This window comes from Sphingomonas mucosissima (assembly GCF_002197665.1).
GTDB lineage: Bacteria > Pseudomonadota > Alphaproteobacteria > Sphingomonadales > Sphingomonadaceae > Sphingomonas > Sphingomonas mucosissima.
Window position 1 is genome coordinate 438,365 of sequence record NZ_NBBJ01000001.1, and the last position, 25,633, is coordinate 463,997.

Annotated in this window: 22 protein-coding genes and 1 riboswitch; of the genes, 14 read left to right on the forward strand and 8 right to left on the reverse strand. The window is 64.2% G+C overall.

The window, feature by feature from the left end:
* The first annotated feature begins 26 nt into the window (after positions 1 to 26).
* The 5 genes from SPMU_RS02035 (at position 27) to SPMU_RS02055 (ending at position 3,815) form a co-directional block, all read left to right on the forward strand.
* Positions 27 to 1,376: a S41 family peptidase gene (locus SPMU_RS02035; RefSeq protein ID WP_088333103.1), complete on the forward strand. Its 1,350-nt coding sequence runs from the start codon at positions 27 to 29 to the stop codon at positions 1,374 to 1,376.
* Entirely contained in the window at positions 1,373 to 1,855 is a 483-nt protein-coding gene (locus SPMU_RS02040; RefSeq protein WP_088331447.1) for a disulfide bond formation protein B, read from the forward strand. The genes SPMU_RS02035 and SPMU_RS02040 overlap by 4 nt, the downstream gene beginning before the upstream one ends.
* Positions 1,852 to 2,385, forward strand: a complete 534-nt coding sequence (locus SPMU_RS02045) for a demethoxyubiquinone hydroxylase family protein (protein WP_088331449.1) — start codon at positions 1,852 to 1,854, stop codon at positions 2,383 to 2,385. The genes SPMU_RS02040 and SPMU_RS02045 overlap by 4 nt, the downstream gene beginning before the upstream one ends.
* 46 nt (positions 2,386 to 2,431) lie before the next feature.
* Positions 2,432 to 2,920, forward strand: coding sequence for a hypothetical protein (locus SPMU_RS17055; RefSeq protein ID WP_342746433.1), 489 nt, complete (start codon positions 2,432 to 2,434; stop codon positions 2,918 to 2,920).
* Between the two features lie 107 nt (positions 2,921 to 3,027).
* A riboswitch (ZMP/ZTP riboswitch) is annotated at positions 3,028 to 3,106 on the forward strand.
* A 19-nt stretch (positions 3,107 to 3,125) separates the two neighbouring features.
* Entirely contained in the window at positions 3,126 to 3,815 is a 690-nt protein-coding gene (locus SPMU_RS02055) for a DJ-1/PfpI family protein (RefSeq protein WP_088331451.1), read from the forward strand.
* Positions 3,816 to 4,301: 486 nt separating this feature from the next.
* Here the strand turns inward: SPMU_RS02055 and welK are convergent, their stop codons facing one another.
* Positions 4,302 to 5,432: a beta-1,4-glucuronosyltransferase WelK gene (gene welK / locus SPMU_RS02065; protein WP_245832668.1), complete on the reverse strand. Its 1,131-nt coding sequence runs from the start codon at positions 5,430 to 5,432 to the stop codon at positions 4,302 to 4,304.
* Positions 5,433 to 5,646: 214 nt separating this feature from the next.
* On the opposite strand from welK, the gene SPMU_RS02070 reads away from it, so the two are divergent.
* From SPMU_RS02070 to SPMU_RS02090, 5 genes are all read left to right on the forward strand, one after another.
* Positions 5,647 to 7,344, forward strand: coding sequence for a type I secretion system permease/ATPase (locus tag SPMU_RS02070; protein ID WP_169715609.1), 1,698 nt, complete (start codon positions 5,647 to 5,649; stop codon positions 7,342 to 7,344).
* Positions 7,345 to 7,536: 192 nt separating this feature from the next.
* Positions 7,537 to 8,055 carry a calcium-binding protein gene (locus SPMU_RS17370; RefSeq protein ID WP_281250973.1) on the forward strand — a complete coding sequence of 173 codons (519 nt, stop codon included), beginning with the start codon at positions 7,537 to 7,539 and terminating at the stop codon, positions 8,053 to 8,055.
* A gap of 117 nt (positions 8,056 to 8,172) precedes the next feature.
* Positions 8,173 to 9,003, forward strand: a complete 831-nt coding sequence (locus tag SPMU_RS16820) for a hypothetical protein (protein WP_169715610.1) — start codon at positions 8,173 to 8,175, stop codon at positions 9,001 to 9,003.
* 52 nt (positions 9,004 to 9,055) lie between these two features.
* Positions 9,056 to 9,895: an ATP-binding cassette domain-containing protein gene (locus SPMU_RS02085; RefSeq protein WP_169715611.1), complete on the forward strand. Its 840-nt coding sequence runs from the start codon at positions 9,056 to 9,058 to the stop codon at positions 9,893 to 9,895.
* A gap of 5 nt (positions 9,896 to 9,900) precedes the next feature.
* A complete protein-coding gene (locus SPMU_RS02090) occupies positions 9,901 to 11,247 on the forward strand; it encodes an HlyD family type I secretion periplasmic adaptor subunit (protein ID WP_169715612.1) in 1,347 nt (448 codons plus the stop codon).
* Between the two features lie 19 nt (positions 11,248 to 11,266).
* Here the strand turns inward: SPMU_RS02090 and SPMU_RS02095 are convergent, their stop codons facing one another.
* The 7 genes from SPMU_RS02095 to SPMU_RS02125 form a co-directional block, all read right to left on the reverse strand.
* Complete coding sequence (locus tag SPMU_RS02095; protein ID WP_245832670.1) at positions 11,267 to 12,454, reverse strand: aspartyl protease family protein; 1,188 nt, start codon at positions 12,452 to 12,454, stop codon at positions 11,267 to 11,269.
* Between the two features lie 134 nt (positions 12,455 to 12,588).
* On the reverse strand, positions 12,589 to 13,443 hold the full coding sequence (locus SPMU_RS02100) for an AAA family ATPase (protein ID WP_088331472.1): 855 nt from the start codon (positions 13,441 to 13,443) through the stop codon (positions 12,589 to 12,591).
* Between the two features lie 83 nt (positions 13,444 to 13,526).
* On the reverse strand, positions 13,527 to 14,159 hold the full coding sequence (locus SPMU_RS02105) for a DUF6975 family protein (RefSeq protein ID WP_088331474.1): 633 nt from the start codon (positions 14,157 to 14,159) through the stop codon (positions 13,527 to 13,529).
* Positions 14,160 to 14,242: 83 nt separating this feature from the next.
* Complete coding sequence (locus tag SPMU_RS02110) at positions 14,243 to 15,130, reverse strand: PAS domain-containing protein (RefSeq protein WP_088331476.1); 888 nt, start codon at positions 15,128 to 15,130, stop codon at positions 14,243 to 14,245.
* A gap of 538 nt (positions 15,131 to 15,668) precedes the next feature.
* Positions 15,669 to 17,696 (reverse strand): RNA polymerase sigma factor RpoD, encoded by a 2,028-nt coding sequence (rpoD, locus tag SPMU_RS02115; protein ID WP_088331479.1) that lies wholly within the window; start codon positions 17,694 to 17,696, stop codon positions 15,669 to 15,671.
* Positions 17,696 to 19,591, reverse strand: coding sequence for a DNA primase (dnaG, locus tag SPMU_RS02120; RefSeq protein ID WP_088331481.1), 1,896 nt, complete (start codon positions 19,589 to 19,591; stop codon positions 17,696 to 17,698). Before dnaG ends, rpoD begins: the two co-directional genes overlap by 1 nt.
* A gap of 62 nt (positions 19,592 to 19,653) precedes the next feature.
* Complete coding sequence (locus SPMU_RS02125) at positions 19,654 to 20,106, reverse strand: GatB/YqeY domain-containing protein (RefSeq protein WP_088331483.1); 453 nt, start codon at positions 20,104 to 20,106, stop codon at positions 19,654 to 19,656.
* Between the two features lie 97 nt (positions 20,107 to 20,203).
* Between SPMU_RS02125 and carA the strand changes: the two genes are divergently transcribed.
* The 4 genes from carA (at position 20,204) to greA (ending at position 25,583) form a co-directional block, all read left to right on the forward strand.
* Positions 20,204 to 21,382 carry a glutamine-hydrolyzing carbamoyl-phosphate synthase small subunit gene (gene carA / locus SPMU_RS02130; RefSeq protein WP_088331485.1) on the forward strand — a complete coding sequence of 393 codons (1,179 nt, stop codon included), beginning with the start codon at positions 20,204 to 20,206 and terminating at the stop codon, positions 21,380 to 21,382.
* Positions 21,379 to 21,678 carry a hypothetical protein gene (locus SPMU_RS02135; protein WP_088331487.1) on the forward strand — a complete coding sequence of 100 codons (300 nt, stop codon included), beginning with the start codon at positions 21,379 to 21,381 and terminating at the stop codon, positions 21,676 to 21,678. The genes carA and SPMU_RS02135 overlap by 4 nt, the downstream gene beginning before the upstream one ends.
* Positions 21,679 to 21,693: 15 nt before the next feature.
* Positions 21,694 to 25,023 carry a carbamoyl-phosphate synthase large subunit gene (carB, locus tag SPMU_RS02140; RefSeq protein ID WP_088331489.1) on the forward strand — a complete coding sequence of 1,110 codons (3,330 nt, stop codon included), beginning with the start codon at positions 21,694 to 21,696 and terminating at the stop codon, positions 25,021 to 25,023.
* An 83-nt stretch (positions 25,024 to 25,106) separates the two neighbouring features.
* Entirely contained in the window at positions 25,107 to 25,583 is a 477-nt protein-coding gene (gene greA / locus SPMU_RS02145; RefSeq protein WP_088331491.1) for a transcription elongation factor GreA, read from the forward strand.
* Positions 25,584 to 25,633: the final 50 nt, after the last annotated feature.

Sequence of the window (25,633 nt, forward strand, 5' to 3'; positions counted from 1 at the left end):
CCGGTTCGCCCGAGGACGTGACCTACATGAAGTTTCCGCTGCTCTCCGCCACTGCCCTGGTCGCGACACTTGCGCTCGCGCCGCTAACCACCGGGGCGATGGCCGCGGTGGATGCGAGCGCCTATCGCGAGATGGAGCGCTTCATGGACGTGTATAACCGCGTCAAAGCGGATTACGTCGACAAGGTCACCGACGAACAACTGATCAAAGGCGCGATCCAGGGCATGCTGACGGCGCTCGATCCGCACTCCGGCTATGTCGATGCGTCCGATTTCGAAAATTTGCGTATCCAGACGGAGGGCAATTACGGCGGCCTTGGCCTCACCGTATCGCTCGAGGACGGGGCCGTTAAGGTCATCGCGCCGCAGGAGGATTCTCCGGCGTGGCGTGCGGGCGTAAAGGCGGGCGATTATATCACCCACATCGACGGAAAGCTGATCTACGGCGGCACGCTGGATGAAGCGGTGGCGCAGATGCGCGGCAAGCCGGGCTCGAAGCTGAACATCACCGTCGTGCGGCCGGGTCGCGACAAGCCGATGGAATTGGCTTTGGTGCGTGAATTGATCGTCCAGCGCCCGGTGAAATGGGAGGTGAAGGGCGATGTCGGCTACGTCAACATCAACACTTTCTCCGAGACGACCGGTGCCGACACGCGCGCCGCGATGGTGGCGATCGAGAAGGCGCTGGGCCGTCGCCCGCTCGGCTATGTTGTGGACCTGCGCTCCAACGGCGGCGGGCTGCTGACCCAGGCGATCGAAGTGGCCGACGTGTTCCTGGAGGGCGGCGAAGTCGTATCGCAGCGCGGGCGCGGGAAGGGTGACGTGGAGCGCTATTACGCCAAGCCTGGCGACATGGCGCACGGCCTGCCGATCGTCGTGCTGACCGACAGCGGTACAGCCTCCGCCTCCGAGATCGTCGCCGGCGCGATCCAGGATCATCATCGCGGTATCGTCATGGGCGAGCGCACCTTCGGCAAGGGATCGGTGCAGACGCTGCTTCAGCTGGGGCCGACGACCGCACTGCGCCTGACCACCGCGCGTTACTACACGCCGTCGGGCCGATCGGTGCAGGAAGGCGGCATCGAGCCGGATATCGCCGTGCCGCAGATCAGCGATGCCGATTACAAGTCGCGCCCGGTGTTCCGCGAGGCCGACCTGCGCCGCCACCTCATCAACGAAGTGAAAGCGGACGACCGGATCCTCGAAGAGGATACCAAGGATGATCCGCGCTTCACGGCGACGCCTGAAGCGTTGAAGAAGGACGGCATCGAGGACTTCCAGCTTTGGTATGCGTTGAAGACGGTCGCCCGGCTGGGCGGACCGGCGCAGGTTGCGGCGGTGACGGCATCCATGAAGAAGGACCTCGCCGGGAAGTGAGCTGGGCCCAATCACGCGCGCGGCTCATCGCGCTGCTACTGCCATTGCTGTTGCTTGCAGGCGCCTGGGGATCACAACTGATCGGCGGGTTGGTGCCGTGCGAGATGTGCCATTGGCAACGCTGGCCTCATTATGCCGCGGTACTGGCGGCGGCCTTCGCCTTTGTTGTGCCGGGCCGCTCCAGCAAGGTGACAATGATCGTCATTGCGGCGCTGCTAATCGCCGTTTCTGGCTTGATCGGCGTTTTTCATGCCGGCGTGGAATATCATTGGTGGCAGGGCATCACCGCTTGCTCGACCATGGTAACTGGCGATGGCGTGTCGACCGACGAGATGCTGCGCCGCCTGCTGGCAGCTCCCGTCATCCGGTGCGACGCGGCACAATGGACCTTGGTGGGCGTTTCTCTGGCGGGGTTCAATGCGATCCTGTCGCTTGGCGGCGCGGCGGTGATCCTGTGGCTGATCGGAAGGGTGAGATGAACTGGAAACCGGGCGACCGCCGCCGCGATACCAAGTCGATGATCCGTGTTGATCAGGCCGGCGAATATGGCGCGACGCGCATCTATGCCGGCCAACTCGCCATCATGGGGCATCGTTCGCCACTGGCGCGCGAGATCGCCGGCATGGCCTTGCAGGAAGAGCGGCATCGGCAGTTCTTCGACCGGCTGATCGTCGAGCGCGGCGTGCGGCCGACCCTGTTGCAGCCAATTTGGGACGTTGCCGGTTACGCCCTTGGCGCGGTAACGGCGGCGATCGGGCCGGAAGCGGCCATGGCCTGCACCGCCGCGGTCGAAACCGAGATCGACAAACACTACGCCGATCAGCTGGTCGAACTGGGGACGGAAGAACCCGAGCTGCGCGAAGCGATTGCTGATTTCCAGGCCGAGGAGCTGGAACATCGCGAGACGGCGCTCGCCAGCGGTGCTGAGAGCGCGCCGGCCTATGCATTGCTTTCCGCGGTGATCCGGCTGGGCTGCCGCGTCGCGATCGCGACGGCGAAGCGGGTCTGACGGGGAGGGGAGAGACATGCGCCTAATCAGACCGTCGGTGCTTGCCATGCTGGCAATGACGGCGCCGCTCTCCGCACAGCAGGCTGGCGAAGCGGTGATCTCGCCCTCCAAGGTCGTGATCCTGCCGCCGCCGTCCCGGCCGGCCGCGCTGCCCGGTGCCCCTCGCACCAGCCGGCAGACCCTGCCGACGGAAACCTCGCGGAGCGCGCCAGTCAACGGTGTTCTGGTTCTGTATGGCAACGAGCGCTGCCCCACGAACAATAATGGCGAAGAGATCGTCGTCTGCCAACGACGCGGGGCGGAAGAACAGTTTCGTATCCCCAAAGAAGTGCGCACGCTGGAAGTCACGCCAGAGAATGAAAGCTGGGCTGCGCGGGAGAAAGGCAACCAGGACGTCGGCAATGTCGGCATTGGCAGCTGCACCACCGTCGGTCCTGGCGGCGGCACCGGTTGCTTTGTCCAGAACGCGCGCCGGTCCAAGCGGGAGGCGCAGGCACGCAACAAGGACGCAACGCCGGATCTCAGCCCTTATTGAGCCAGGGATGGCGCCTCATTGACGCCAGGCGACCGGCGATGATGTCGCCGCATGAAGCCCAGTCGTTCGCGCTATTGATCATGACGCGGCCAATGACGTAGCGTTGCTGCTGGCCGTGTGACTGGCGCAAACGCGGAGCACCGCGGGGAAGCACGGTCGCCGACGCCGCGCGCCTGGGCATGTCATTCGATATCAGGAGAGGCCCATGCGCATCGCTTTTCTGCTGTTTCCGGCATTGACTCAGCTCGATCTGACTGGCCCGGCGCAAGTGCTGGCGCGCCTCGGCGGCGACGCCCGCCTCGACCTGGTGTGGCGCAGCCTGGATCCGGTGATGACCGACGCCGGCTTTGCCATCCTGCCGACTGCCACCTTTGACGATGTGAAGGCGGCCGACCTTCTTTGTATTCCCGGTGGCATCGGGGTGAATGCCGTGATTGCCGATGACGACGCCATGACCTGGGTCGAACGGGTAGGCACTGACGCCAGCTGGGTGACCAGCGTGTGCACCGGATCGCTGATCCTGGGCGCCGCCGGTTTGCTTCGCGGCCATCGCGCAACGTCGCATTGGGCTTGGCGAGAAATGTTGCCGCTGTTCGGCGCCATCCCGACGGCAGAACGCGTGGTGGTCGATCGGAACCGGGTGACAGGTGGGGGCGTGACGGCGGGGATCGACTTTGCGCTGTCGCTCACTGCCCTGTTGCGCGGTGAGGATCATGCCCGAGCAGTGCAGCTGAGCATGGAATATGATCCCGCTCCGCCATTCGACGCCGGATCCCCAAGCCGCGCCGGTAAGGCGTTGGTCGCCGACTTTCAGGCGCGGATGGCGCGCCTGGCGCCCGGTCGCGAGGAGGAGTTGCGGGCGCTGGCGAGCAAGCGGGGGTTTGCAGCGTTGTAAGGCCACCGGCATGGCCGACTCGCAAGTGTCGCAAGGTCGTGCGCGCGGGTGAACCGCGTGTTTGCATGCCTCCCGCGGCAAGGCGCGTGTTCAGGGACGTGGGCAGCAGAGCTAGAAGGCGCAGGTGACGGGTGCCCCCACTCATGCCGCCTACGTAATTATCCCTGAACGAGGGCTCATACAGCAACACCGGAGTTGCGCGACCGCCGACATCGACTAATCCGCTAGACCTTATGGAACAGCACGCAAGCATTCTTGAACAAAGCGGCTCGCATGATCGGGCCCGCGAAGGCGGACAGCGCCCGCTTTCCGCTTTGGTGACTGTTCCGATCGTTGCGGTCGGCGCAGCCTGCCTGTTGCCGGTTGCTGTTGCGGCATTCGGGGTCACCCGCCTGGCGCAGGGGCGCCTGGACGGGATTGGATCGGACTCCGCTGCTGCCGGTCGCGCCGTGTGGCGTGCAACGGGCGCCGCGCTCGAAGCTCTGACTAGCCCCTCTGCGCCGCGGCGCTGAGCCCGCTGGCATGGCGCTGGCGATCTTCCTTGGCCCAGCGGACCAATAGATCTGTGAGATAGCCGCGAAGCGCAGCCGGTTCCGTCGTTGCCATGACGGGTTCTTGGGCGCGAACCTTGGCCAGTGCCGTCGCGAAGTCCTGCCTTTGATCAACCACCGCGAGCAAGCCCCGCGCGGCGAACGCTGACGTGACCTCAAGCTGGTGATCGTCATAATGTTCGCCGAGCTCGAACAGTCGGGGCACGGCGATGACTCGGCAGCCGTTCTGCAAGGCCGTGATAAGCGAACCCGTGCCGCCGTGGCAGACGACGATATCGGCGCGGCGAAGTATATCCTTCACATCATCAAACGGCAGCGAGGCATGCACTTCCTCTATCCCAGCGGGGACATGAGGCGAATCGCCGACCTGGAGGATGACATGCTCCGGAAGCAAGCCGTCTCGCTTGGCGTCCTCGACCATACGGACGAGGCGATCGAACGGAAGCGTTGCGCCGACGGTGGCGAATACCAGCGGTTCCTTGGCAGGGCGCCGACCATCCAGCATCCGAAGCGGATCAAAGGTTTCGGTCGCCTTCCACAACCCCGCTGCGGCGCCGGACTGTGACACCCGCACGTCGGCGAGCGGACCGGCAATACGCGCAAAGGCGGAGGGCGCCCGAAAGCGGGCGAAGCTGTCGATCAGAATGATTTTCGCGCCTGCAAGTCGCGCAAACAGGAGCACGAAGAACATGGAGCCTGCGCCGGTGGTGAGCACCACATCCGGACGCTCGCGGAAAATGATCATAAAGGATTGCAGCATGTTTCGAAGCGCTGCGATCAACATGCGGAAGGGCGCGCCAAGTCGGGCTTGACCCAGTGCATAATGCGCGACGAAGAAGGCAGGGTGATTTTTGGCGATGGAGCGGCCAAGCGCGAGATCTTCCGTTACGAAGAAGAAGTCATGAGCCCGCCACACATCCTCCAGATCAAGAACTTGGCGGACATGTCCCCCTCCCGAGGCGCAAAGCGCGAGCTTCAACGGCTTGGGCTTCGCGCCAGCACGACGTGCGGATTGCGGCACATTGATGGACGCCATGTCGCCAAAGGATGCGCGCAATCGAAGCACGATAACTTCACTCCCCTGAAGTATCGCGTGGAATTATCCCAATTCACCGGCGATCATTTCTAGGCTGTCATACCGCGATCGGTCTCTCTCGCGCACGCAGAAGCATCCGAAATGGGCATGTCCTCTCTCATATGCCTTGCTCATCAGGAGATTTGTCGCCTTTGTCTCAAGGACGAGGCCATCGCTTGTGCGAATTACATGTTTCTGGGGGCGGGTGATCATCACGAAGAGCACAGCCAAGGCGAAGGATAAGCACGGGCTCGCGCCGATTACGCCGCTTCTTCGGCGCACGTTTCTGGGCATTGCCGTTGTCAGCGCGTTTCTGAACGTCCTGCTGCTCGCGGGCTCGCTGTACATGATGCTTGTCTATGATCTGGTGATTCCCGGCAGAAGCGTTCCGACCCTCGTCGGGCTGCTGCTGATGGTGGTTGCCGCTTACGTCTTCCAAGGCTTGTTGGACGCGATCCGCGGGCAGCTGCTCGTGCATCTCGCCGGGAACATCGACATGCAACTGGAGGCCAAGTCGCACGAACTGGTCGTGACGCTGGCGCGGCTCTACCCCGCCCAGGATTCTAGCCAGCCGATCCGCGACATCGATCAGGTCCGTGGCTTTCTTGGCGGCGCGGGGCCGACGGCGCTGGTCGACCTGCCGTGGGTGCTGTTCTTCGTTGGGGTGCTATTCCTCCTACATCCCTGGCTGGGCATCACCGTGTTGGTGGGCGCTGGGGTGCTCGTCGCGCTGACGCTGGTGACGGAATGGGTGACGCAATCGACCGTGGCGGAACTGGTGCAGTTGAACCGGCAGCGGCAGCAGGCGATCGAAACCAGCCGCCGTCATGCCGAGGCGATCCACGCTATGGGCATGCAGGGGCAATTGCAGTTGATCTGGCGCGCCGCCAATGGCGCCTATCGCGACGCTCAGGTGCGGCTGGGGATCAAGGCAAGCGCACTGGTGACGACCGGACGCATGTTTCGCCTCTTCCTGCAGTCAGGCGTGCTCACGGTTGGCGCGTTGCTCGTGCTGAGCGGCAAGGCGAGCGGGGGGGTGATCTTCGCCAGCTCCATTCTCTCATCACGGGCACTCGCGCCGATCGAGGCGGCGATCGCGAACTGGCGCGGCTTTGTCGGTGCGCGCCAGAGCTGGCGAAGGCTCGGGGACATCATGACGTTCGAGGGAGAGCGCCGCCCCGAGCAGCCGCTGCCGCCGCCGCGCCAGTCGCTGACCGCCGAAGCGCTCACCCTGGCGCCGCCAGGCGGCGGCGAGCCGACAGTGCGCGGGATCTCGTTCCTGGCCTATGCAGGGGAGGCTATAGCAATCCTGGGGCCGAGCGGTTCGGGCAAATCAACGCTGTTACGCGGCCTAGCCGGCAGCCTGCCTGCGGTGAGCGGCGAGGTGCGGCTGGATGGGGCAACCATGACGCAATGGCCTCGCGAGACGCTCGGCCGCGACATCGGTTATCTGCCCCAGAACGTGGAGTTGTTACCGGGAACAGTGGCCCAGAACATTGCCCGGTTCGATCCCGCAAGTTCGCCTGAGCGGATCATTGCCGCAGCCGAGCAGGCGGGCGTTACCGAGATGATCCAGCGGCTGCCCGGCGGCTATAACACGGAAGTCGGGATCGATGGCCGGCACCTATCGGGAGGGCAGCGGCAGCGCATCGCGCTTGCCCGGGCGCTTTACAACGATCCGTTCCTGATCCTCCTCGATGAGCCAAATGCCAATCTCGACTCGGTCGGCGAAGCTGCGCTGATTGATGCGATCCGAGCGGTGAAGGCACGCGGCGGGATCGTGATATTGGTGGCGCACCGGCCCTCAGTGCTCGTGGCCGTTGATAACGTATTAGCTGTGCGTGACGGGAGGGCTGTGTCCTATGGTCCCCGGCAACAAATTCTTCCGGAAAGAACAGAGTGATACTCCGCGGCACGCCTGCCTGAACAGGTGTGCTGACGATGCTGTACACGTAAGTAACGACCTAGTTGATCCGTTTTCGTTTAGTCTCTGGGTGTCTCGGAATTATTCCGGCTGCATAGGGTCTTCAGAGACTCGGAAGCTCCCGTGTCTTCAAATGAGCGTTCGCTCATACGTATGGTTCAGGAGGGCATGATGGTTGATTATGTATCGGGCAGTAACACCGCGAATGACGATCTTCGGGCGTCCAGCACGGGATCCATACTGGCCGGCAACGGCGGCGACGACGTGCTTCGCGGCGGCAAGGGGAACGACATTCTCGTCGGCGGCCGAGGCGACGACAAGCTTTACGGCGGCGCTGGCGCGGATCAGTTCCGCTTCTTCGGTGACCAGATCGACGGCGCATCGGACGTCGATGCCATCTACGACCTGAATTTCGCGGACGGCGACACATTGGTGTTCGGCGCGTATAACGGGCTGTTCAGCACGGACGCTCCGGGGCTGAATGGCTTTGCCAGCGGCGACTCCGCCATCATCTCCAGCTTCGCCGGCCTCGCGGCTGCGTATGAAGCAGGCGGCGGCCGCATCACCTACACCGGCAATCCAGGCTTGAATCTGCTGCTGATCAGCTTCGAAAACGGCGATGGCGCCACGCAGACCATCCGCATCACGCAAGGCTATGATGCCTTCGTCAACGAACTGTCGGCGATCTGAACCCCAGTTAGTCCCCCGGCGAGAGGGGTGCTGCATGCTTGCGGCGCCCCTCTTCATTACCTCACCGACCCACAAACGCGCTGACGATCATGGGCAGGGTAGAGGGAGGATTACGGGATGTCGCTGCCGGTTGAGCGCAAACTGACAAGCCTCGATGGCGCTTGCGGGGTACAAGTCGCACTTCGGTCGGCCATGATGTCCATCGCGGTTCTCACGCCCGGTCTTTGGGTGATGCCGGTGGCGTATTGCCTCTATCTGATGCTGCTGCTGGACGTGGCCCGGCCCGGCCGGAGCGGTGAATCGCTCGTGGGGCTTGTCGGAATGGCCGTCGTGCTGATCGGGTTCCACGCCTTGTTGCTAACCAGAAGGCAGCAGATCCTCGCTGCTCTCTCTGCCGCCTACGACATCGCAGGGCGAAAGTTGCACCAGGTGGAGCAGGACTCCCTGCGGCATGCATTGCTTGGCGGCGCAGCGGCTGCCCTTGTCGACGCGGCCTCGCTGCCGCTTCTCCTCGCCATTCTTGCGCTGATCTCAGGCTGGCTTGTGGTGATCCCGCTATTCGGCGTGATGATCGGAGCGCTGATCTTGATGACGGAAGCGCGCAGAATGAAGCGTTGCTCCGCGCCGGGCGAGCCACGGCGCATGCGCGATGCGTTTGGGGTGCTGGTAGACAACCAGCGTGATCATCTCGCGCTGCTCGGGCTGGCGGATCGCGCAGCGGCCGTGGCGACCGCTCATCGACATGCCGCGGCACTTTCCGATGCCGCAAATACTCGGCGGCCGGGACGTGCAAAGGCGGGTATCCTTGCTCACGGCATTGTGCCTCGCCGGTGTTGCCGGTGCCGCGACCTGGATGGCGGCCAGCGATGCCGCGAGCATTGGCGCAATTGCCGCGGCCTTGCTGCTGACCTTTTTCGTATTCGAGCCGCTACGCCGAGTGGCCGCTGAAATCGGGACGCTCACCCGCGCGAGCGGTGAATGGCATTCATTGCGCACAGCTTTGAGCAAACGTCGGGCCAATGCGCCGGTCGTTACCCTGCCGCCGCCAGTTCGGGAACTGGATGTCCACGGCCTTGCGGTGCCGCTTCCCGGTACTCGGCGAATGACGCTCCAAGAGGTGACATTCCGGGCAGAGGCGGGAGATCTAGTCGCGGTGATCGGGCCGGCCGACGCCGGCAAGTCGATCCTGTTGAAGGCGCTGGTGGGTCAGCTGTCTCATAGCGCAGGGGCCGTGCGCCTCGATGGCGCAGCGCTGAGCCAATGGGATAGCAGCGCTCTTCGAGGGCACATTGGCTATCTTCCGCAGATCCCCGGGCTGATGCCGGGCACCGTGGCGCAGAACATCGCCGGTTTTGCCCCCACGCCCGACGCAGCTGCCATCACCCGTGCGGCGCTGGCGGCGGGTGCCCATGACGCCATCGTCCGCCTGCCCGCGGGTTATGACACTATCGTCAGTGATCCGGATCAGCCGGCGCTTGCGCTTTCCGTACAGCAGCGGATCGCATGGGCGCGCGCGCTCTATGGTGATCCGTTCCTTGTGCTGCTCGATAATCCGGGCAGTTTTCAGGACAATGATGGGCATCTGGCGCTGGGTCGCTGCTTGACTGGCCTTCGTTCGCGTGGCGCAGTGACGGTGGTGGTGGAGGATTCCGCCTCGGTCATCGAAAGCGCTAATTGTGTCCTTGTGATGCGCAAAGGCGGCATGCTCGACTTCGGGCGGAAGGAAGACGTGCGCGCGAGATTGGCCGAGCGGCAGCGGCGCGAGGCCGAGCGCCTCGCCGAAGTGTCCGTGTGTGCCGACCCGCGTGAGGCGCCCGCCGCCGCACCCTTGGTGGAGTAAAGATCGTGTCGGGTGATATCGCGCTCACTCTTGCCGTTGCGCCGGTGTTCGACGCCGCGACGGGGGATGACCCACAACGAGCGCTGGACCGCAGCCTGCGCCACGCCGTGATCCTAGTCTCAGCGCTGATCGTGGTGATCGCCCTGATGGCATCGGTGATCAAGGTCACTGGCGCGGTGATTGGCGAAGGGCGCCTGTCAGTTGAGTCCAGCGTCAAGCGGGTAGCGCACCCGAGCGGCGGAGTGGTTGCAGAGCTCTTCGTGCGGGACGGTGATCGGGTCCGCAAAGGTCAGCCGATCATGCGGTTTGACAATCGGGTGAGCGGCGACAGTGCGGCATCGCTAGGTCAGTCGTTGGAGCAGCTGTTGGCCGCAGAGGCGCGGCTGACGGCAGAGCGCGACGGTGCCTCGACGGTCCGATATCCGCAGGCGCTGGGCGCCAGCACGGCCGCTTCGGCGCGGCTGGCAATGGCGGAGGCGGATCGCCTGTTTGTGGCGCGGCGCTCGCTGCGGGCCACGGAACAGGGCGCCATTCGTGAACGCATCTACCAGGCGCAGCAGGAGGTTGCAGCGACCAGTGCACAACTGCAGGGGGCGGAGAACCAGCGCTCGTTCTTGATCCCCGAGCTTGAGGCGCTGCGTGGCCTGTATGCACGCCAGCTCGTGACGGTGGCGCGGGTCAACCAGCTCGAGCGAACCGCCGCCGAGCTGAACGGCACGATCGGCTCCTTGAAGGCGCGGATCGCGGAGAAGCGCGCGCGGATCGCGGAGCTGGGGCAAGTGGCGATCGAGGCGGAACGCAACGGACGCGTGCAAGCCGGGCAGGAGCTGGCGAGCGTCGTGGCGCAGCTGGGTGATCAGCGCGTGCGTTCCATTGCCGCGACCGACGCGTCGGAGCGCTCCCTACTGCGCGCGCCTTACGATGGGGTGATCGACAATCTAACCTATCAGACGGTCGGCGGCGTCGTGCCAGCGGCGCAGACGATCATGGAGATCGTGCCCGATTCCGAGCCGTTGATCGTCAACGTCGCGGTGAGCCCGGCCGATATCGACCAGCTCCACCAGGGCCAGGCAGCGACGATCCGCTTTTCCGCATTCAGCGCCCAGACTACGCCAGAGCTGACGGGTAGTGTTTTCTACATCGGCGCTGATCGCAAGAGTTACGAACGATCCGGTGCGCCGTTCTACGATGTTCGGTTGCGGGTGCCGGAAGCCGAAGTGCGCAGACTTGGCGCCGTGAAGCTGAAGGTCGGGATGCCGGTGGAAGCCTATATGCAGACGCAGCGGCGTTCGCTGCTCAGCTATCTCGTGAAGCCGCTGGTGGACCAGTTCAACCGCGCTTTTCGCCAATAATGGCGGCTGTGTCTGGCGCTCAATAGAATTGCTGAAGCACAAGCTGCCGCTCCGGCCCGTCGCACAAGCGGAGCCGGACTTTTCGCCCGGGGATATCGGCTGACCAAGCCGCAAGCGCGCTGGTGGCGTAATCCCGCGGGATCGGCTGGCCATCGATTGCGCAGATCGTTTCCCCGGCCGACCAGCCCGCGCGCTCGGCCGGCCCGCCGCGCATGACATGAAGCACACGGAGACGATCGCGATCGATACCGACCAGCAGCCCACTGGTGGAGCGTAGCGGCGGCTGATCAGCGGCAGCACCCGGCGCCAGGATCATGCGCCGTGCGGTGGGATCCAGCAGCACGCGGTACTTCTGGAGGAACCCGGAGCCGATCCTGCCGGCTGCCTGGATCGTTTCAGAAAAGCCCCCCGCTGGCTCCACCCGCACCTCGACTTGCCGCGCGGTAAGTTCGCCCATGCGGAGCGCCGGCACGATGCCAATGGTGCTCGTCACCGTACCCGCCAAGCCAAAGGAGATAGTGGTGGTCGTCCGAACACCGCTGATCTGCGCTGCTGTCCAGCCGGCCGGCGTGACGGTGACGGATGATCCATCTCCCGTATCCACGATCATGGGCCGCAGATGTGTCGCGCCGAGGTTTACTTCGCTCACATAGACTGAGCGATCGCGTGAGATGGCCAATGGCGCAGTGAAGCCGCGGAACGGCATCCGACCGCTGGGCAGCAGGCGGAAGCGGCGCGCCGCGAAGTCGATGTCGAGCGCATATCTCTCGGTGAGATCGCGGCCGACCAGCAGGTCCACCGGTTCGGCACTGCCGGTGGCGAGCGCGGGCAGGGTGGCGACGGCCATCCCGCCGCCGTGGCGGGTGACACTGCCGAAGCGCACCCGCTCCGTGGCGGTCCAGCCGATCGGCACCATGCCGCCAATCGCCGTGGCACTGCCGCCCGGCGTAACCCTGAACGCTGCTTGCTCCGCGAACCGCCGCGAGAGCACTGAATAGCTCACCCCGGTGTCGAGGATGGCGCTGGCCGGACGCCCGTCAATCTCCAGCGAGAAGCGCAGCTGATTACCCGGCGTGAGATCGAACGGGATCCAGCGCGTCTCGGCGTCGGCCGCAAGTTCGAAGATGCCACGCGGCTGGGTGGCTGGAGACGTGACCGGAATGGGCGCAGCTGCAGCGGCCGCGGCGAGGAGCATGGAAAGAAACACGGGCTAGCTTAGCGGAGCATCTGCTGACCGCCAAATGAACAACCGGAGTAAACATGGCCTGCGCCGCCCAGCGGCTCAGGCGGGCTGCCGATGGTCGCGCCGGCGGAGTGCCGACGCGACCATCGTCGTGGGGCTTAGCCCTTGTTCGCCTGACGCTTTGCCATGAAGGCGAGCCGCTCGAACAGCATCACATCCTGCTCGTTCTTCAAGAGCGCGCCGTGGAGCGGCGGGATCGCCTTGGTCGGATCGCGGTTCTGCAGCACCTCGAGTGGCATGTCCTCGTGCAGGAGCAGCTTCAGCCAGTCGAGCAGCTCACTTGTCGACGGCTTCTTCTTCAGCCCCGGCACGTCCCGGACCTCGTAGAAGATGTCCATCGCCTTGCTTACCAGCAGGCGCTGAATGCCGGGGAAGTGGACATCGATGATGGCCTGCATCGTCTCGCGGTCAGGAAATTTGATATAGTGAAAGAAGCAGCGGCGGAGGAACGCGTCGGGCAGCTCCTTCTCGTTGTTCGACGTGATGACGACGATCGGCCGTTCCACGGCACGCACGGTTTCCTTCGTCTCGTAGACGTGGAATTCCATACGATCGAGTTCCTGCAACAGATCGTTCGGAAACTCGATATCGGCCTTGTCGATCTCGTCGATCAGCAGCACGGGCAGCTGGGGCGCAGTGAAAGCTTCCCACAGCTTGCCCTTGCGGATGTAATTGGAGATGTTGTGCACGCGCTCGTCGCCGAGCTGGCCGTCACGAAGACGCGCAACGGCGTCATATTCGTACAGGCCCTGCTGCGCCTTGGTGGTGGATTTGACGCTCCATTCGATCAGCGGCGCACCTGTCGCCTTAGCGATTTCATAAGCGAGTACGGTCTTGCCCGTGCCCGGCTCACCCTTCACCAGCAGCGGCCGCCGCAGCATAACAGCGGCGTTGACGGCGACCTTCAGATCATCAGTCGCGACATAGCTCTGCGTGCCTTCGAAACGCTTCATGCCCTCATCCCGTCTCGTTCGAATATCGGGTTTGGGATGATCGAAATTTTCGGCAGGTGCAAGCGGCTTGCCGTCAATCGCGGCTAAAGCGCGGCGCGGGCCTCTGCGCGCGCTCGGAGCAATTGCCAAAGCCCGTGATGCTGAAGCGCCAGCTGCTGGGCGCCGAACGCCAGTGCGCGGGCCTGCGACGGGGTGGCCGCGACATGCTCCGCCAGGGCGATGATTGCGGCGCGCGCGGGAAGCGCCGCCCTAGGCAGCGCGACGCCTGCACGCTGGGCGGCGGAGTCCAGCACGGGCCGTATTGCGTGCCAATCAAGGAGAAAGGCCAGTGCGGCGCCGCCCGCGCAGCCTGCACGGGTCGACTGCGCCAGGGTGCCTAATGCGTGACGCTGGGAATTGATCGCAGCTTCGGCCTGCGTATGCCGCGGCGTGGAGGGGATTGGCCCGACAGCGGCCGTTAACATGGCAAGAACGGCCCTTTCCTCGTCGAACGCGGCCACCGCCTGCTCCAGCCATGGTCCGACAGCCTCAGCACCGTCCGACCGCGCCGCCAGCGCGACGATGCTGGGCGCGGAACCGTGAAGTTGGCACAAGACATGAACTGCATCAGCAACGTCACGCGCGGCAGCGTCGGGCGTGCACAGCGCTGCTGCGTGATCGCAAGAGAGCGTGCCCTCCTGATCGACGATGGAGGCGATTGCGCAGCGCCCGGCCACGACTCCCGCACTTGAAGGCAATGCCGTGTGACCCTTCCCCGCGAACTCGCAGGGACACTTACCTAGATTAGGTAAACAGACGGTTAAGCTTCTGCCGCGTTGATGATGATGGTCACGCCGACGACATGGCCGGCGCTGAGCAGGGGAGCTAGGCCGATCGCGACCGGCCGCAGCGCCGCGCCGCCGACCAAAAGCGACACGTGCAGCGATTGGGGTGCACGTTGATCAATGGCCGCTTCGAACGCGTCGCCCAATCTGCTGCGATCGCCGACAGCCACCAGGGAGACGATCCGCGCGGCGGTCAGCGCCTCGACATTGGCTCCCGTCAGCGACTCGAGCCGGGGAGAGGCATAGTCGATCCGCCCGCGCAGGTTGACGATGGCGGCCGCGCCGCCAGCGGCCTCCACCGCGCGAAAGATCGCTTCATGCCGGTCGCGCCAATGCTGGAGTTCCTCCAGCGCTGTCGCATCCTGGACCTGAAGCACGCAGCCACTCGGCCCGTGGTTGATCGAGAAAGCCAGCAGCCGGTCGGGAAAGCGCGGCGACCGGCATTCGATCGTTTCCGCCAGTCCGGATCCGGAGACGCGCTGAACGGCGGCGTGCAGCGTCTCATCGCCCGGCGCACAGAGGCCGGCGAGCGATGCGCCTTGCTCGACCATGTCGCCGAAGTAGCTGCGGGCACCGCGGCTTGCGCCGGCGATATTATTATCCTGCGCCAGTAGGATGATCATCTCGCCAACCGACTCAAGCAGAGTGACGAGGTGGCTGCCGTTCGTCGGTCCGTTGGCGTGAGGCGCACACAGGGCATCCATCACATCAAGCGAGGTCAACACGAGGCGGGGACGGCCACGGTGCAGGATGTACACCGGCGCGCGGCTGGCCCGATCCTGCCAGATGCCAAAGTGACGCACGAGATCGGACGCGGTTACTTGCTGTTCAATGCCGGGGGGATTGGAAGAATGCTTAGCCATCGGCCGAGCGTGTCGCGCCGACTCTCGAGCGACAAGTAGATCATGCCGTTTTGGCACGAGCTGAGTGCGTAATCCGGCAATCACTGCCATAATGGTTCAGATGCCGGGACTAAATAGCCGCAGCGGCCCTAATTCCAAATTACGTGTTTTTTGAAACAAGGTGAATGAGGGGTGCTTATAAATTGTAAGTCTGATCAGCGGAAAGTTGCTCCCGGGCGAGCAAGGTTCATCCTCTCACCCCGCCAGTGAATACGTCGGTCCACGATAGTCCCCCCCGCCGGTCCGCCGTGTTCATCGTCATCAGGCCCGTCCTTGCGACGATCCTGACCGTTTCCAGCGGGCGATGGCCCCTTCCGCTGGAATGCGTCGGCAGATGGCGCGGCGGCGATTTTTCACCTTCGTCGCCGCGCCAAAGGCTCTATGAACTTCTGTGCTTTTGCGCGGCATCACCCTTCCGGCGGCTATCGCGGTTGCGGGCTAATGAAAAGGACGGGAAGATCGCTCTTCCCGCCCTTTGCTCATGTTGCTGTAAGCAGACTTACTGGTCGAGAAAGCTGCGCATCTTGCGGCTGCGGCTCGGGTGCTTCAGCTTACGGAGGGCCTTCGCCTCGATCTGGCGAATACGCTCGCGCGTCACGCTGAACTGCTGGCCGACTTCCTCCAGCGTGTGATCGGTGTTCATGCCGATCCCAAAGCGCATGCGCAGCACGCGCTCCTCACGCGGAGTAAGGCTGGCGAGGACGCGGGTGACCGTTTCCTTGAGGTTCGCCTGGATCGCCGCATCTACCGGGATGACGGCGTTCTTGTCCTCGATGAAATCGCCCAGATGGCTGTCTTCCTCGTCGCCAATCGGCGTTTCGAGGGAGATCGGCTCCTTGGCGATTTTCATCACCTTGCGCACCTTCTCCAGCGGCATGGAAAGACGCTCGGCCATTTCCTCCGGGGTCGGCTCGCGGCCCTGCTCGTGCAGGAACTGGCGGCTGGTGCGCACCAGCTTGTTGATCGTCTCGATCATGTGGACCGGGATGCGGATCGTGCGCGCCTGGTCCGCGATGGAGCGGGTGATCGCCTGACGGATCCACCACGTGGCGTAAGTGGAGAATTTGTAGCCGCGACGATACTCGAACTTGTCCACCGCCTTCATCAGGCCGATGTTGCCCTCCTGGATGAGATCCAGGAACTGCAGCCCGCGGTTCGTGTACTTCTTGGCGATCGAGATCACGAGGCGAAGGTTCGCCTCGACCATCTCCTTCTTGGCGATACGCGCCTCGCGCTCGCCCTTCTGCACCATGTTCACGATGCGACGGAATTCGCTGAGCGCCATGCCGGTCTGCTGCGAGATCTCGGCGATCTCGCTGCGGATCCGCTCCACTGCCGCACCCTCGTTGGTCGCGAACGCGGTCCACTTCTTGTCGAGGCCGTTCACGGTCGCCAGGAACGTGTCGTCGAGCTCGTGGCCCATGTAGCGGTCGAGGAAGTCCTTGCGGCTCACCTTGTGCCGCTCGGCGAGGCGCAGCATCTGCCCGCCCAGCGCGGTCAAGCGCCGGTTGTAGCTATACAGCTGGTCAACGAGATATTCGATCTTGGCGTTGTGAAACTGGACGCTTTCGACCTCGGCCGTCAGCTCCTCGCGCAGCTTGTGGTACTTGCGCTCGTCAGCCGCCGTCAGCTCGGTCCCGCCGCCCATGGCGTCGAGCCGGCCCTGCTGCATCTTCGAAAACTTCTTGTAGATCGACGTGATGTTGGCGAACTTCTCAAGCGCCATGGGTTTGAGCGTTTCCTCCATCTGCGCGAGGCTGAGGGTATTGTCCTCTTCCTCGTCGTCCGACGGCCGCGGCGTGCGGCGCTCGGTCATGTCGTCATCGTCGTCCGCCGACGCTTCCTCGGGCTCTTCCTCTTCCTTGAAGCTGGTGCCCGCGGTCTTTTCGCTGATCTCGCCGTTGTCGTCCTCGGCGCCCTCGACCTGCTCGGCCGACGGACCCTTGGAGAGCATTGCATCGAGATCGAGGATCTCGCGCAGCTGCATCGTGCCTTCGTTGAGCTGGGTCGACCAATCAATGATCGCGTTGAAGGTGATCGGCGATTCGCACAGGCCCATGATCATCGTGTCACGGCCGGCCTCGATGCGCTTGGCGATCGCGATCTCGCCTTCGCGGCTGAGCAGCTCAACGGCGCCCATCTCGCGCAGGTACATGCGCACCGGATCATCGGTGCGGTCGACCGTTTCCTTCTTCTTTTCGAGGACGGGCGCGGTGCCCTGGTCGCCGTCGACCGACTCGACCTCGTCCTCCGGCTGCTCCTGTTCCTGCTCGTCGCCGTCCTCGCCGGCTTCTTCGTTCTCGACGATGTTGACGCCCATTTCGTTGAGCGCGGACATCACATCCTCGAGCTGATCGCTCGACATCTGATCCTGAGGAAGCGCGGCATTCAGCTGATCATAGGTGATGTACCCGCGCTTCTTGGCGCGGGCGACCAGCTTCTTGATGTCCGCATCGTTGAGGTCGATCAGCGGGGCATCGGCCACTTCTGCGCCTTCATCTGCACCGCTACCGTTCACCTTCGCCATTAATCGTCCTCGGAATCAAAAGCGCGGGCGTCTTCGTTCGACTGAACGAGATTTGCAAGCCGAAGCTCCAGCGCCTGTTTCTCTCTCAGCAACGCCACCTGCCGTTCAAACGCTTCGTCGGTGAAGCGCGTCTGCATGGCAACCGTTGCATCAGCCAGTGCCGCATCCACTTCAGGCCCGGCGACAAGGATCGCGATCGCTTCGTCAAGGTCTTCCCTGGCGCGCGTCACATCCCCCGTCGGCTGCGTGAAGGAATAAGGCATTCTATCTGCTCTCAGCAGGTCGCGAGCGACCGCTTCGAAACCACTGTTCCCCAATATGGTGACCAGGCGCGCGCTATCAAGCTCCTGATCCTCCAGCGCCACATCGACGACCGCTTCGAACAATCGCCCGAGCGCCCCGTCGGCCATGCGCAGCGATCCCAGCACCTCCATGTGGCGTGCGATCTCGACCGGATGGCGGATCAGGCCGGCCAGAACCGCCTTGGCGAGCACGCGGTCGATCCCGCCGACCGCGTGAAGTGCCTTGGCATCTTCCGTGACGGGTGGCGGGGGCGGCGTCCATTTCTGCCCCGGACGCCGCGGCGTGAACGGTTGGCGCGGCTCAAAGGGACGTCCGCGATCGAACGAGCGGCGCTGATTGCCGAATTGCTCGTCGTAGCGACGGCGGAATTCCGCCTGATATTCCGATCGCACCACGGGATCGCCGATCGTCTTCGCCAGCTCAGCCATGCGCGCCCGAAAGCCGGCACGCTGCTCGGGCGTGGTCAGCGCCTGGGCGGCGACTTCATGAGTCCAGAGCCGGTCAACCAGATGCGTTGATTCCCGCACGCAGGCTTCGAACGCGCCGGCACCCTTGGCGCGGATGAGATCGTCCGGGTCCTGCCCCTCGGGCAAGGTGACGAAGCGGAGGCTGCGCGCCGGCGCGAGCAGCGGCAGCGCGCGATGCGCCGCCCGGATCGCCGCCTTCTGCCCCGCATTGTCGCCATCGAAGCAGAGCGTCGGTACGTCCGCGATCCGCCACAAGCGCTCCAGCTGATGCTCGGTCAGCGCGGTGCCGAGCGGGGCCACCACTTCGCCGATCCCAGCCTGCGCCAGCGCGATCGCATCCATATAGCCCTCGACCACGAACACCCGGTCCGCCTTGCGGGCGGCGGGCAGCGCGCGATCGAGATTGTAGAGTGTGCGCCCCTTGTCGAAGAGCGGGGTGTCAGGCGAGTTCAGATACTTCGGCTCGCCATCGCCGATGATCCGGCCGCCGAACGCGATCACGCGCCCGCGCTGATCGCGAATCGGGATCATCAGACGCTCACGAAAGCGATCATACGGCTCCTTGTTTTCGACGCTGATCAGCAGCCCGGCTTCGATCAGCATGGCATCGCCGAAGTGCTTGAGCGCGGCGCGCAGCTTGCCGCGTGCATCGGGCGCAAAGCCGAAGCCGAACGCCCGCTTCGTGGCATCGGAAATCCCGCGCTTCTCCAGCAGCGCGCGCGCCGCCGCTCCCTCGATGCCGTCAAGCTGCGCGCGGAACCACTCCGCGGCCGCAGCCATCACGTCATGAAGCGACTGCGCCTTTTCCGCACGCTCGGCCGATCGCTTGTCCGGCGCGGGCACGTCCATGCCGGCGGCCTGCGCCAGTTCCTTCACCGCATCCATGAACGGCAGCCCACGCTGGTCGGTCATCCAGCGGATCGCATCGCCATGCGCCGAGCAGCCGAAGCAATGGTAAAAGCCCTTGTCGTCGTTGACGTAGAACGACGGGCTTTTCTCGTTATGGAACGGGCAGCAGCCCTTGTACTCGCGCCCCGCCTTGGTGAGCTTGGTCGTCTTGCCGATCAGCGCCGACAGCGACGTGCGCGCGCGGAGCTCGTCGAGGAAGGCGGGGGTCAGCGACATGGTTGTGCTCGGTTAAACATGCGCTTCCCAAGGCCCTCCTGTAAGCAGGAGGGCCGTTCCGGTTATGCCAGCGCTGCCTTCACCAGGCCGCTAGCCTTGGACATGTCGAGCACGCTGCCGTGGCGCGCCTTCAGCTCGGCCATGACGCGGCCCATGTCCTTCATGCCGACAGCACCGATATCGGCCTTGATCTCCTCGATCGCGGCGGCCGTTTCCGCTTCGTCCAGCTGCTTAGGCAGGAAACGATCGATCACCGCCACCTCGGCCTCTTCCGCCTTGGCCAGCTCCTCGCGCCCGCCGGAGCGGAACATCTGAATCGATTCGGTGCGCTGCTTCTTCATCTTCTGCAGCACTTCGACCACCAGCGCATCGTCATCGGGCGCGTTGCTCTGGGTGCGGGCTTCGATGTCGCGATTCTTGATCGCTGCCTGGATCAGGCTGATCGCGGCGCGGGATTCCTTGTCGCCGGCCTTCATGGCGGCGATCTGGGCTTGCTTGATATCGTCTCGAATCATGATGGGTGGGCCCATATCAGATTGACGCGGCCGAGGGGCGAGTTTAGCGCGCCCCACTTAACGTACATCGCCGCTTATCCCAGGAGTGCCCGCCACCATGGCCGACGCAATACCCTCGCACGCGCCTAAGCCCGATGGGGCCACGGGCGTCCTCGTTCTGGCAACGGGCGATGTGCTGTGGGGGCGTGGATTCGGCGCGGAAGGGCAGGCGGTCGGCGAGGTGTGCTTTCACACCGCGATGACCGGCTATCAGGAGATCATGACGGACCCGAGCTTCGCCGGTCAGATCATCACCTTCACCTTTCCGCACATCGGCAACGTTGGCGCGAACCCTGATGACGTTGAGGCGGATGAGCCGCATGCGCTCGGCATGATCGTGCGCGAGGATCCAACCGCGCCGTCGAACTTCCGCGCTGCCGAAAACCTCCAGGGCTGGATGAAGCGCCACACCCGGATCGGCCTGGCCGGGATCGACACGCGCGCGCTCACGCGTCGCATCCGCGAGGGCGGCGCGCCCAACGGCGTTGTTGCGCATTCGGCGGAAGGGAAGTTCAATCTCGACCTGCTGCTCAGCATGGCGCGCGAATGGCCGGGGCTAGAGGGCATGGACCTCGCGAAGGCAGTAACCCGCGAGACGCACGGCACGTGGGGCGACGATCGCGCCGGTGGCCTTTGGCGACTCGGCTTCGGCTATGACGGTGTCGAGGGCGAGGATCGCCCGCACGTCGTCGCGATCGATTACGGCAGCAAGCACAACATCTTCCGCAATCTTGTTCAGGCAGGCGCGAAGGTGTCGGTGGTGCCGGCAGAGGCGGATTTCGACTCGATCATGGCGCTGAACCCCGACGGCATCTTCCTGTCGAACGGCCCGGGCGACCCTGCCGCGACCGGCGAATATGCGGTGCCGGTGATCCGGAGCCTGCTGGAAACGGGCAAGCCGCTGTTCGGCATCTGCCTTGGCCATCAGCTGCTCGGCCTCGCCGTCGGTGCGCGCACGACCAAGATGTTCCAAGGCCACCGCGGCGCCAATCACCCGGTGAAGCGCCTCGACGACGGGGTGGTCGAGATCACCAGCATGAATCACGGCTTCGCCGTCGAGCGCGACAGCCTGCCGGCGAACGCCCGCGAGACGCATGTGTCGCTGTTCGACGGCAGCAACGCCGGGCTGGAGCTGACCGACAAGCCGGCGTTCAGCGTGCAGTATCACCCAGAGGCGAGCCCTGGGCCGCAGGACAGCTTCTACCTGTTCGAACGGTTCGTGGGTTCGCTGCGGTGATCACGCCGGGCCGGCTTGCTGCCCCGGTGCTGATTTTCGCCCTGACCGCCTGTTCGCAGGCCGCCCCGGCGAACCAGCACCAGTTGCAGGCGCGGCTTTCCTCGATCCCGAACACATGCGGGGTGGAGAAAGCGCGGCTGAAGGCAACATCGGCGGCGGACGTGACGCTGGAATTGCCGGGCGACATGCCAGCGTCGGCTGCCGAAAAGGCCGCCGCCTGCATCGCCGCTGAAGTGAAGAAGATTTCGGGAGCCAGCCTCGCGCCAATCGGCGCCGAGGCGGGCGCCGCCGAGTAGGACCAAGAGAGACATATGCCCAAGCGCACCGACATCTCCTCCATCCTCGTCATCGGCGCCGGGCCGATCGTCATCGGTCAGGCGTGCGAGTTCGATTATTCGGGCACGCAGGCGATCAAGGCGCTCAAGGAAGAGGGCTATCGCATCGTCCTGGTCAATTCGAACCCGGCGACGATCATGACCGATCCCGAGCTCGCCGACGCCACGTACGTCGAGCCGATCACGCCGGAGATTGTCGCCAAGATCATCGAGAAGGAGCGGCCCGACGCGGTGCTCCCGACGATGGGCGGGCAGACCGCGCTCAACACCGCGCTGGCGCTTTTCCATGATGGCACGCTGGAGAAGTACGGCGTTACCATGATTGGCGCCGATGCCGAGGCGATCGACAAGGCCGAGGATCGGCAGAAATTCCGCAACGCGATGGACAAGATCGGACTGGAAAGCGCCCGTTCGGCCGTTGCGCATAACGAAGCGGAGGCGCTGGAGGCGCTGGAGAAGACCGGGCTCCCGGCGATCATCCGGCCATCGTTCACGCTTGGCGGCACTGGCGGCGGCATCGCGTACAACCGCGAGGAGTTCCTCGAGATCGTCCGCAAGGGCCTCGACGCGTCCCCGACCACCGAGGTGCTCATCGAGGAATCGCTGCTCGGTTGGAAGGAATATGAGATGGAGGTGGTCCGCGACCGTGCGGACAATTGCATCATCATCTGCTCGATCGAGAACATCGATCCGATGGGCGTCCACACGGGCGATTCCATCACCGTCGCGCCGGCGCTGACGCTGACCGACAAGGAATATCAGATCATGCGCAACGCCAGCATTGCGGTGCTGCGCGAAATCGGCGTGGAAACAGGTGGTTCGAACGTACAGTTCGCAGTCAATCCGAAGGATGGCCGTCTGATCGTGATTGAGATGAACCCGCGCGTGTCGCGCTCTTCGGCGCTCGCATCCAAGGCCACTGGCTTTCCGATCGCCAAGGTCGCGGCGAAGCTGGCGGTCGGCTATACGCTCGACGAGATCGAGAACGATATCACCGGCGCGACGCCGGCGAGCTTCGAGCCGACGATCGATTACGTCGTCACCAAGATCCCGCGCTTTGCCTTTGAGAAGTTCAAGGGCGCGGAGGCGGTGCTGTCGACCGCAATGAAGAGCGTCGGCGAAGTCATGGCAATCGGGCGTAATATTCACGAATCGATGCAAAAGGCGCTGCGTGGCCTCGAGACCGGCCTCAGCGGCTTCGATCGCGTCGAGCGACTCGTCGGCGCGCCCCGAGCCGAGATCGAGGCGGCGCTTGCCGTTGCCTCGCCCGATCGCCTGCTGGTTGCCGCCCAGGCACTGCGGGAGGGCTTTACCGTCGCCGAGGTGCATGCGATCGCCAAGTACGACCCCTGGTTCCTGGAGCGGATCGAGGAGATCGTTCGCGCCGAGGAAGAAGTGTGCCGCAACGGCCTGCCGATCGACGCGGCTGGCATGCGCCGCCTGAAGGCGATGGGGTTCAGCGACAAGCGGCTCGCTTGGCTTGCGCTGCAGTCGGCGAACCTGCGCGGCATGCGCCGGGGCATCGCGCAAGGGTCGGGCCTGATCCACGAAGCCGTGAAGGCGATGACCGGCGGCGTGACCGAGCAGGAGGTGCGCGAGCATCGCCACAAGCTTGGCGTGCGTCCGGTGTTCAAGCGGATCGACACTTGCGCGGCCGAGTTCGACGCCAAGACCCCGTATATGTACTCGACCTATGAAGCGCCGACCTTTGGCGAGCCCGAGAATGAGGCGATGCCATCGGATCGCCGCAAGATCGTGATCCTGGGCGGCGGGCCGAACCGGATCGGGCAGGGCATCGAGTTTGATTACTGCTGCTGCCACGCCTGTTTCGCGCTGGCCGATGCCGGCTATGAGACCATCATGGTCAATTGCAACCCGGAGACGGTGTCGACCGACTATGACACGTCGGACCGCCTGTATTTCGAGCCGCTGACGGCCGAGGACGTGCTTGAGATCCTGCACGTCGAACAGTCGAAGGGTGAGCTCGTCGGCGTCATCGTGCAGTTCGGCGGCCAGACGCCGCTGAACCTGGCGCGCGCGATCGAGGCGGCGGGCATCCCGATCCTCGGCACTTCGCCCTCCGCGATCGACCTTGCGGAGGACCGTGAGCAGTTCGCGGCGTTGGTCGACAAGCTGCGCCTGCTTCAGCCCAACAACGGCATCGCCCGCAGCCGCGAAGAGGCGCTGAACGTCGCCGAGCGCGTCGGCTATCCCGTGCTGATGCGCCCGAGCTTCGTGCTCGGAGGGCGCGCAATGGAGATCGTAGACGGGCCGCAGCAGCTGGAGGATTACATCCAGACCGCGGTTCAGGTGTCGGGCGACGCGCCCGTGCTGATCGACCAGTATCTGCGTGACGCGATCGAGGTGGACGTGGACGCGATCTGCGATGGCGACGATGTCGTAGTCGCCGGCGTGCTGCAGCATATCGAGGAAGCCGGCGTGCACTCGGGGGACAGTGCCTGCTCAATCCCGCCTTACTCGCTACCTGCCGAGATCATCGCCGAGATCGAGCGTCAGGCCGAGGCGCTGGCGCATGGTCTCGGCGTGCGCGGCCTCATGAACATCCAATTCGCGGTGAAGGACGGGAAGGTCTACCTCATCGAGGTCAACCCGCGTGCCAGCCGCACGGTGCCTTTCGTCGCCAAGGCGATCGGATCGCCGATCGCCAAGATCGCCGCGCGCGTGATGGCGGGCGAGAAGCTGAAGGACCTGCCGACGATCGATCGCAACATCGACTATTTCGCGGTAAAGGAAGCGGTGTTCCCGTTCAATCGCTTCCCCGGGATCGATCCGGTGCTTTCACCAGAAATGAAATCCACTGGCGAAGTCATGGGAATTGATCGCGATTTCACGACTGCCTTTGCCAAGTCGCAGCTAGGCGCCGGCAATGTGCTGCCCAAGGCCGGCGCGGTGTTCGTCAGTGTAAAGGATAGCGACAAGTCGGCGATCGTTCCCGCGATCCGCGAATTGGTCGAGGCCGGCTTCACCATTGTTGCCACGGGCGGCACCGCCGATCACCTGCAGCGTGCCGGCCTCCCGGTGGAACTGGTGAACAAGGTGGCGCAGGGGCGCCCGCACATCGTAGATCGGATCAAGGACGGCGATATCGCGCTGATCTTCAACACGACCGAGGGGTGGCAGAGCCTGAAGGATTCGCAGCCGATCCGCGCTTCGGCCGTCAACCAGAAGATCCCCTACTTCACCACCGCCCAAGCTAGCATTCAGGCGGCAAAGGCGATCACCTCGGCAACGGGGAACCTTGAAGTACGGCCGCTTCAATCCTATTATTCACGGCCGCACAATTGATCCCCGACAATTTACGATAACGTGCGAAGCGGCCGAAAGGGTGCCGCTCGGGGCTCAAGGCTTTGTTGAAGGATTAGGCGCGAATGGCGACCGTCGAGAAGATGCCGATGCTGCAGGAAGGCTATGAACGGCTGAATGCAGAGCTGAAACGGCTGAAGATCGAGCGGCCACAGATCGTCGATGCGATCGAGGAAGCGCGCGCTCATGGCGATCTGTCAGAGAATGCGGAATATCATGCCGCCAAGGAGCGCCAGGGTCAGATCGAGGCGAGCATCGCCGATATCGAGGACAAGCTGTCGCGCGCACAGATCATCGATCCGCGTGACCTGTCGGGCGACAAGATCGTGTTCGGCGCAACCGTCACGTTGCTCGACGAAGACGACAAGCCTGTGAAGTACCAGATCGTCGGCCAGACCGAGGCTGACGCCAAATCGGGTCGGATCAGCTACAATTCGCCCATGGGCCGTGCGTTGATCGGCCGCAGCGTTGATGATGAGGTCGAGGTCTCGGTGCCGGCCGGCGAGCGGTACTACGTCGTGTCCAAGATCGAATTCATTTGAGCCGGACGGCGCCGCTGCGGCGGCGCCACGGCGCTTAACATTGTCAGTGG

Coding starts and splice junctions, on each gene's coding strand:
- SPMU_RS02035 (WP_088333103.1), top strand. CDS start 27: ATGAAGTTTCCGCTGCTCTCCGCCACTGCCCTGGTCGCGACACTTGCG.
- SPMU_RS02045 (WP_088331449.1), top strand. CDS start 1,852: ATGAACTGGAAACCGGGCGACCGCCGCCGCGATACCAAGTCGATGATC.
- SPMU_RS17055 (WP_342746433.1), top strand. CDS start 2,432: ATGCTGGCAATGACGGCGCCGCTCTCCGCACAGCAGGCTGGCGAAGCG.
- SPMU_RS02055 (WP_088331451.1), top strand. CDS start 3,126: ATGCGCATCGCTTTTCTGCTGTTTCCGGCATTGACTCAGCTCGATCTG.
- SPMU_RS17370 (WP_281250973.1), top strand. CDS start 7,537: ATGGTTGATTATGTATCGGGCAGTAACACCGCGAATGACGATCTTCGG.
- SPMU_RS16820 (WP_169715610.1), top strand. CDS start 8,173: ATGTCGCTGCCGGTTGAGCGCAAACTGACAAGCCTCGATGGCGCTTGC.
- SPMU_RS02100 (WP_088331472.1), bottom strand. CDS start 13,443: ATGAAGCGTTTCGAAGGCACGCAGAGCTATGTCGCGACTGATGATCTG.
- SPMU_RS02110 (WP_088331476.1), bottom strand. CDS start 15,130: ATGGCTAAGCATTCTTCCAATCCCCCCGGCATTGAACAGCAAGTAACC.
- rpoD (WP_088331479.1), bottom strand. CDS start 17,696: ATGGCGAAGGTGAACGGTAGCGGTGCAGATGAAGGCGCAGAAGTGGCC.
- dnaG (WP_088331481.1), bottom strand. CDS start 19,591: ATGTCGCTGACCCCCGCCTTCCTCGACGAGCTCCGCGCGCGCACGTCG.
- SPMU_RS02125 (WP_088331483.1), bottom strand. CDS start 20,106: ATGATTCGAGACGATATCAAGCAAGCCCAGATCGCCGCCATGAAGGCC.
- carA (WP_088331485.1), top strand. CDS start 20,204: ATGGCCGACGCAATACCCTCGCACGCGCCTAAGCCCGATGGGGCCACG.
- carB (WP_088331489.1), top strand. CDS start 21,694: ATGCCCAAGCGCACCGACATCTCCTCCATCCTCGTCATCGGCGCCGGG.
- greA (WP_088331491.1), top strand. CDS start 25,107: ATGGCGACCGTCGAGAAGATGCCGATGCTGCAGGAAGGCTATGAACGG.